This is a genomic window from Vibrio sp. 10N.286.46.A8, from assembly GCF_041470165.1.
Taxonomy (GTDB): domain Bacteria; phylum Pseudomonadota; class Gammaproteobacteria; order Enterobacterales; family Vibrionaceae; genus Vibrio; species Vibrio tasmaniensis_A.
The window spans coordinates 13,268-21,291 of sequence record NZ_JBFRLX010000204.1 but is presented as its reverse complement, the minus strand read 5'-3'; the positions used below and the strand labels follow the sequence as shown (position 1 = coordinate 21,291).

The following is an 8,024-nucleotide window of genomic DNA, read 5'->3' as shown; positions in this document are numbered from 1 at the left end:
TGCCCGAAGGGTTCGAGCTGAGCACCCCGCAAAAAGCGTTTTACTCTTTGTTGAGGGAGATTTGCTTAGAATGACCAGGCTACTTCCCCCTTGCCGCGATTAAAACGCTTTTATATCGAACGAAATTTGACCGTGAAAGGTCAATGCGCCCTAGTCATATAGATTTTATCGATGAGTTTGCGCAAACGTTAACTAATCAGTCACGAATCCTCATTGTGGGTAAGGATTTTTGTTGCGGTCATCTTTTTGCTATATATAATGTTCTAAAGCAAAATATTTTGATAAATGTCAAAAAAAATTGAGAGCGAGTGATAAAACTTGCCCATAATTTGTGCTCTGCCTCTCAGGTAGGCACCTTTTTCATCCACGTGAGCAAAGTGGCAAACCAATGTTTGTTGCTTGTAATCCCTCTAACTACTCAGTGAGCTGTTGTTACTTATTATCACAGTCATCAAATGAGCCGCAGCCTTTGGACTTAAGGCCGAGTAGATACATAGAATTTATCGGTTGGAGTAATCGAGCCGAACCCCATTTATTCATTTTGTAGAGGATTGTCATTGTGACAAAAATTATCGTAGTAGGCGGCGGTGCTGGTGGTTTAGAACTAGCAACTAAGCTAGGCCGCACTTTAGGTCGTAAGAAACGTGCCCAGATTACTCTGGTAGACCGTAAAGCAAGCCACCTATGGAAACCATTGCTTCATGAAGTAGCTACTGGCTCATTGGATGAAGGTGTTGATGCGCTAAGCTACCGCGCACACGCAAAAAACCATTGCTTTGATTTCCAAATGGGCAGCCTGAACGATATCGATCGTGAACGTAAAGTGATTGCGTTGAGCGAGTTGACTGATGAGCACGGTGAGTTGCTGATGCCAGGCCGTGAACTTGAATACGACATTCTTGTGATGGCGTTAGGTTCAACGTCAAACGACTTCAATACCCCAGGTGTTCGTGACAACTGTATTTTCCTTGATAGCCCAGAGCAAGCACACCGTTTCCGTACAGAAATGAACAACCAGTTCTTAAAGCTGCACGCTAAGAATGGTCAAGGTACGGTAGACATTGCGATTGTTGGTGCGGGTGCTACTGGTGTTGAACTGTCTGCTGAGCTTCACAACGCTGTGAAAGAGCTTCGTACATACGGTTTTGGCGACCTAGATTCAAGCAAGCTGAACGTTAACCTTGTTGAAGCGGGTGAGCGTATTCTTCCAGCTCTACCTCCTCGTATTTCCAGCGCAGCACATTCTGAGCTAACTAAGCTTGGCGTCAACGTGCGTACAACGACAATGGTTACACAAGCTGACGCTGACGGTCTAACGACCAAAGATGGTGAGAAGATCCCAGCACAGATCATGGTATGGGCTGCTGGTATTAAAGCGCCAGATTTCATGAAAGATATCGGTGGTCTTGAGACGAACCGTATCAACCAGTTGGTTGTCAAAAACACGCTGCAAACTACGCTTGATGACAACATCTTTGCTATCGGTGATTTGGCGCAATGTACACAAGCGGATGGTTCGTTTGTTCCACCACGTGCGCAAGCGGCTCACCAAATGGCAAGCTGCGCATTTAGCAACATCATCGCTAAGCTGAACGGCCGTGACCTGAAAGACTACATCTACAAAGATAAAGGCTCACTGGTTTCACTAAGCCGTTTTTCTACAGTAGGTAGCTTGATGGGTAACCTGACTAAAGGTTCGATGATGGTTGAGGGACGTATTGCTCGTGTGGTTTACATCTCTTTGTACCGAATGCACCAGATGGCACTTCACGGCTTAATCAAAACATCACTGATGATGTTGGTGGGTCGTATTAACCGTGTCCTTCGTCCAAACCTAAAGCTTCACTAATCAGGTAAGCCTTCTAAGGTCATTACGCTGATAATAAAAAAGAGCTCTTCGGAGCTCTTTTTCGATCGTGTCGAGTACGTGTTATTTCGGATTGTTACTCTATTAAGCGATTAAGATAATGGAGGTAACACAGAATAAACCACGCCATCTTTCGGTTTACCGTTAAAGATAAAGCGATTCTTTGCAATGGCTTCACGTTCAGCGCCACATTTCTCGATCAGCTTTTGGCTGGGTAGGTTCTCTGTATCGCAGACAATCTCCAAACGCGTCAACTTGAGCATTGCGAAGCAAAATTCAAATAGGGCAAGCATTGCTTCTTTCGCTATCCCTTTTCTCTGAAATTGATCACCCACCCAATAACCTAAACTTGCCATATTAAAGGTGTGGTAAAGCTCATTTATGGCCACCATGCCGACTAACTTTTCGCTTTTTCGTTCGAAGATACCAAAGCCAAACGCATCGGCTTTAACCCAGTTTAAGCGAGTCGCAAGAATGAATCTCTCGGCCTCGACGGTCGAAAACTCGTCGTGGCACCAGTCGAGCCATGGCAATAAACTCGGGGAGGATTTAACCAGCTGCGAAAACTCTTGAGCGTCTGAGGCTTCAATGATTTTTAGGTTGAGGTGTTGAGTATTTATCTGAAAGTCAGGGCTCATAAGAAATACCGAATTACATGTAAGTACTGAACAAAGGATTCAGTGCAGAATAAAGATAGATAGCACTTAATAAAACGCCCTCACTAGGAGGGCGGATTGAATTATTTATATAATTATAGCCGAATCGGCAAGTAACTTACTGCGCCACGCGTCGAACTTGAATAACCATTCCAAGAAGTGGGTGGTCAAGGTAGTGAGTTTCTGTACTGCGCATACGACGTTTTTGGTCCATGCGGTAGCTCTTAAGAAACTCTTGGACTTCAACCGTCGGAGAAATCTCCGTTAGATTACCCACTTGCACGTTACTTTCTGCACCACTTACAGGTGAATCTAGCTCGATTTGTTGCTCTTGTAGAGTCACTTCACGAACGCTCGGCGCTTTTAAATCCAATGTCGTTTCAGCATATAGATAGTGCTGAACGTAGATTTGCAGCTTGCCGTCTAACTCGTAAAGCGGCTTATCGATAGTCTCTTCTTGAAAACCATTCGGATTTGATGCAGTTACTGCACCTTTCTCAGAACCGTCGGCATTAAACTGTTTAGAGAAGTCTTTACCGGCTTGAATATGGAAAACCGGTGCCGAGCTTTTGCCTTGGTCGCCTTGACGCCAAGCGGTATGCATCAGAACTTCAAAGCCTGCGTGTTTGCGTAGCTTATCTTTCTGAGGTGTTAACTTGTATTCCGAGTAAGGCAGCATCTGCACGCCTTTCTTCGCTCGGTATTGGGTATCTTGAAATGAACCTACGCGCTCAAGTGAAATCTGAGGCTGTGTGTTTGGCCAAGATTCATTCACTTTTTCTGCATCAACAGCACGCTTAAAAATGATCACTTCTATATCAAATTGTCTCTGCGCCAAACTTGGCAGTGAGACGAACAATAGTAGCAGTGGGATCAGTCTTTTCATTTTTACTCCGTCTTCCAGCCGAACTACCGGCTGGATAATTTATATGTGCAAGTGGATTGGGTCTGATGCCGAAGGCAGCAAGTTCTGTCTGAATTCGCCCAATAAATCACTAACAAATTGAATTCGTTTCCGTCTGTCGACCAATGGTATCGTAAACTTGAACTTTGTTGGTCCTTCCATTGAAAACTTTTGCGGTTGAGATTGCAACAGTTTAACAAGGTAGGTCGGGTTTATGTCAGCATCCGGGTAGAATTCTAAGAATCCACCTTTATCATGAGCCTCAATTTTCTTCGCTTTGATAGACGCCGCGGCTAATTTTAGCTCTGAAACTGACAACAAGTTCTTGGTAGCATCCGGCAGAAGGCCGAAGCGATCAATCAGCTCGACTTTCAACTCTGCCAATTCGTCGGTGTCACTCACACTCGCAATACGCTTATAAGTAGACAAACGTGTATTGATGTCTGGGATGTAGTCATCAGGCAATAGCGCAGGCAGGCGCATCTCAATTTCAGTTTGTTCACGCAGTAGGTCATCAAGCGATGGCTCTCGCCCTTCTTTCAATGCTTCAACTGCTTGTTCAAGCATCTCCATGTACAAGGTGAAACCAACCGATTGAATTTGACCACTCTGTTCATCACCTAACAGCTCACCCGCGCCACGAATCTCTAAGTCATGGGTTGCTAGTGTAAAGCCTGCACCTAAGTCTTCAAGTGAAGCTATGGCATCTAATCGCTTAACCGCATCTTTGGTCATTGCTTTCGGGGGAGGTGTTAGCAGATAGGCATAGGCTTGGTGGTGAGATCGACCCACACGCCCACGCAATTGGTGCAACTGTGCTAAACCAAGGTTATCGGCTCTGTCCATTAAGATGGTATTGGCTGTTGGTACGTCGATACCGGTTTCGATGATGGTTGTACACACTAGCAAGTTAAAACGCTGGTGGTAGAAATCATTCATGATGCGTTCTAGTTCGCGCTCTCGCATCTGGCCATGAGCCACGGTGACACGCGCTTCTGGAATCAGTTTCTGTAGTGACTCAGCCGTCTTTTCAATCGTGTCTACTTGGTTGTGTAAGAAGTAAACTTGACCACCACGCATGATTTCACGAAGTACCGCTTCTCTGACGATCGCGTCATCACTCTCACGGACAAAGGTCTTTATTGCTAAGCGTCGTGCTGGTGGTGTTGCGATGATTGACAAGTCACGCATGCCGCTCATTGCCATGTTCAATGTACGTGGAATTGGCGTCGCGGTGAGCGTTAGGATATCGACATCCGCACGCATTGCTTTCACTTTTTCTTTCTGACGCACACCAAAGCGGTGCTCTTCATCGACAACCAACAGGCCAAGGTCTTTAAACTGAAGGTCACTTGAAAGTAACTTGTGAGTACCCACTAAGATGTCGACCTTACCGTCGGCGACATCTTGCATGATCGATTTCTGTTCTTTGGCTGATTTGAATCGAGACAGAACCTCAACACGAATCGGCAAGTTGGCGAAACGGTCGCGGAAGTTTTCAAAGTGTTGCTGAGCAAGTAACGTTGTCGGTACTAACACGGCCACTTGTTTGCTGTTATCGGTACACACGAACGCGGCACGCATTGCGACTTCTGTTTTACCAAAACCAACATCACCACACACTAAGCGGTCCATGGCTTTTGCTTGGCACATATCAGACATTACCGCATTAATTGCCATCGCTTGGTCATCGGTTTCTTCAAACGGGAAGCCAGATTTGAAGGTTGCGTACTGACCACGATCGAGCACAAATTTGTAACCCGGCTTAAGCTCACGCTTGGCGTAAACATCGAGCAGTTCGGCTGCGACGTCACGGACTTTCTCTGCGGCGCGCTTACGAGCTTTCTGCCATGCTTCACCGCCAAGTTTGTGTAGCGGTGCAGAATCTTCAGCGCCACCAGAGTAGCGGCCAATTAAGTTCAAAGAGGCAACAGGCACGTATAACTTGGCATCGTTTTGATACTCAAGTGTTACGTATTCGGTTTTCATCCCACCCGCTTCAAGTGTTTGCAAGCCGATATAGCGGCCAATACCGTGGTCAATGTGAACAACGGGTTGGCCCGGTTTAAGTTCCGCTAAGTGACGGATTACGGTGTCGCTGTTTACGCTTTTCTTATCTTTTTTTCGACGCTGAACAACGCGATCACCCAATAGATCACTTTCACAGATAAGGGCGATGTTTTGCTCTTCGTGGATAAAGCCATGCTCAGCAGAACCTAGGATCAGGGTGAACTTATCTTTACCTTTAATTGCCGCGTCGAGGTTTTCAACTTCGCTCGGACGAACTTTGATGCCTCGAAGCAATTCACTTAGAGCTTCACGGCGGCCTTCAGACTCAACCGAAAAAACAACCTTGCCATCGAAGGCTTCAGTGAACTTTCTTAAGTTAGACAACGGTTCTTTATTCTGATGTTGAACGCTGAGATCAGGCAGAGGCATAACCGGAAGGTTTGTACGCCCAGCTTTTTCTTCAATCGTGTCTAAGCTTAGGTTGACCTGTGGCTTCTGTTTGAAGTGTGCGAACAGCTCGTCTTTCTTTAGCCACAGTTGTTCAGGTGTCAGCAGCGGTCGTAATGGGTCAACACCGCGTTGCTCGTATCGGTGAGAAACGTCCGTTAGGAACGAATCTACTGCAGTCTCGACATCACCTAGAATCAGGAGTTGCGCTTCATCGGCAACATAATCAAACAAGGTTTCGGTGTGCTCGAAGAACAGCGGTTGCCAATACTCAATACCAGCAGGCCACGTGCCTTTAGAAACCTGCATATAAACCGATTCTGGTTCACGGCGCGCATCAAACTGTTGGCGCCAACGAATACGGAAATCTTCAATCGCTGTTTCCGAGGTTGGGAATTCGTGAGCAGGCAGCAGTCGAATCTCAGAGATGTCTTCGATAGAGCGCTGGTTTTCAGGATCGAAAGTACGGATCGTGTCGATCTCGTCATCGAAGAAGTCGATACGATACGGGTCTTTGCTGCCCATTGGGAACAGGTCGAGAATAGAACCACGGCTAGCGTATTCACCCGGGCCAAACACTTGGTCAACATAGCGATAGCCCGACTTTTCGAGTTGCAGACGTAATTTCTCTAGTGAATAGAGATCGCCTGTTTTCACCATTAACGTGTGTTGTAGTAAGAAGTCGCGCGGTGACTGGCGTTGCAATAACGTGCTGATCGGAACGATCGTGATGCCATCTTTTAGCGTTGGCAGTGCGTAAAGGCGTGCTATACGATCTGAGATGATCTCTTGGTGCGGCGAGAAGCTATCGTATGGCAGCGTCTCCCAGTCAGGAAATAACGCAACTTCATGTGCCGTAAACTGTTCAATTTCAGATTGAAGCTTGAGTGCGATCTGAGGATCAGGCACTGCAAGTAAAGTATGGCTGTTATGCTGCTCCGCTAGTTTAGCGATAGTAAGCGCGAGAGATGAACCAACTAGGTTACCGATGTGCTTTTTGTCACCGGCACCTTTGAGCTTAGGTAGTGTGAAAATGGATTGTTTTGTCATGTCTATTTACTTGTTATCTCGTTCTAGAGAGCGTTGACGTAAGAGCTTTTGTTGTTGATGGAGCGCAGCCTTGATCAACAAGTCTTGGTCAGTATCACGAAGATGAGCATATTTGAATTTGATTTCGAAGCCTGAATCTTTAGGTTCGCTAGCGAAGACCTCCGCGTAGCAATAGATAGCGGCGGCAGGGTGCTCGATAAAGAGCTTTGCTTTAACTAAGCGACCCGCTTCGATATCTGTTTTGGAAAAACACGAGAACTGACTCGCGCCAAATGAATACGTATGGGTACGAAATTGTTCATCATCTTGTTGCGATAACATAAAGCTCAACAAGAGGTTTAATTTAGAGTTCTGTGCATCCAATAAACTGATGACATTCTTCAAGTCGCTGTTTTTCAGTTCGTTGCGAGCACTGTCAGCTAATAGATCCAATTGGCTAAATTCACTTGCCACTACAAAAGGGGCAGGGATCTCTGATTCGAACTGAATCTGAGAAGGTAAAGCGAAGTTACTGTCCATTGGCTCAATATTAGCGGTAAGGCTGTGGTGAACGGTAAAAAACTCTTGTTCTGTCATGCGTTAGTTCCTTGAAGTGATCTATTGATTATCGCTATGTGGCCGCAGTAATCAAGGTCAGTTAATTGAAAGTCTCAAATAGTTGTTTGAAAGTTAGCTATTTGACAAGGTTCTGTTTTTCAAGCCTAACTAATTGAGTTAATTCACTCTATATTTTCAATTAACCCCTACACAGTAACGGCAATACCCGTTACATTAACCCGCATCTCCTTTAGATGGTTCAAAGTATGTTTCATCCTATTTCATTGTTTGTTGGCCTGCGTTATTTGAAAGGCCGTTCAGGTGATCGCTTTAGCCGTTTTGTTTCTTATATGTCGACAGCCGGAATTACCATTGGTGTGCTGTCTCTGGTTACTGTTTTGTCGGTAATGAATGGATTCGAAGCGCAGTTAAAAGACCGAATTCTTGGTGTCCTTCCTCAAGCCGTCGTTTACGAGCAAGGAGGCACAACGTCACTTTCTGCTCAAGCACCTAGCTTTGCGGAGCAAATGTCGCTCAATGGCCACGTAGAACC

Annotated in this window: 5 protein-coding genes and 1 pseudogene; 2 read left to right on the top strand and 4 right to left on the bottom strand. The window is 45.8% G+C overall.

Features of this window, described 5'->3' with window-relative positions; translation table 11 throughout:
- Nucleotides 1-559 precede the first annotated feature (559 nt).
- Nucleotides 560-1,849: an NAD(P)/FAD-dependent oxidoreductase gene (locus AB4232_RS18695; RefSeq protein WP_012604407.1), complete on the top strand. Its 1,290-nt coding sequence runs from the start codon at nt 560-562 to the stop codon at nt 1,847-1,849.
- Nucleotides 1,850-1,959: 110 nt separating this feature from the next.
- Here AB4232_RS18695 and AB4232_RS18690 read toward each other — a convergent pair whose 3' ends face one another.
- The 4 genes from AB4232_RS18690 to AB4232_RS18675 all read right to left on the bottom strand — a co-directional run bounded on the left by AB4232_RS18690 (nt 1,960) and on the right by AB4232_RS18675 (nt 7,510).
- Nucleotides 1,960-2,505 (bottom strand): GNAT family N-acetyltransferase, encoded by a 546-nt coding sequence (locus AB4232_RS18690; RefSeq protein ID WP_012604406.1) that lies wholly within the window; start codon nt 2,503-2,505, stop codon nt 1,960-1,962.
- Nucleotides 2,506-2,641: 136 nt separating this feature from the next.
- Nucleotides 2,642-3,409 carry a peptidoglycan binding protein CsiV gene (locus AB4232_RS18685; RefSeq protein ID WP_017096882.1) on the bottom strand — a complete coding sequence of 256 codons (768 nt, stop codon included), beginning with the start codon at nt 3,407-3,409 and terminating at the stop codon, nt 2,642-2,644.
- A gap of 39 nt (nt 3,410-3,448) precedes the next feature.
- A complete protein-coding gene (gene mfd / locus AB4232_RS18680; RefSeq protein WP_372087725.1) occupies nt 3,449-6,934 on the bottom strand; it encodes a transcription-repair coupling factor in 3,486 nt (1,161 codons plus the stop codon).
- 6 nt (nt 6,935-6,940) lie between these two features.
- Nucleotides 6,941-7,510: a hypothetical protein gene (locus AB4232_RS18675; protein WP_009847150.1), complete on the bottom strand. Its 570-nt coding sequence runs from the start codon at nt 7,508-7,510 to the stop codon at nt 6,941-6,943.
- A gap of 227 nt (nt 7,511-7,737) precedes the next feature.
- Between AB4232_RS18675 and AB4232_RS18670 the strand changes: the two are divergent.
- A pseudogene (locus AB4232_RS18670) lies at nt 7,738-8,024 on the top strand (lipoprotein-releasing system transmembrane subunit LolC); the annotation flags it as partial.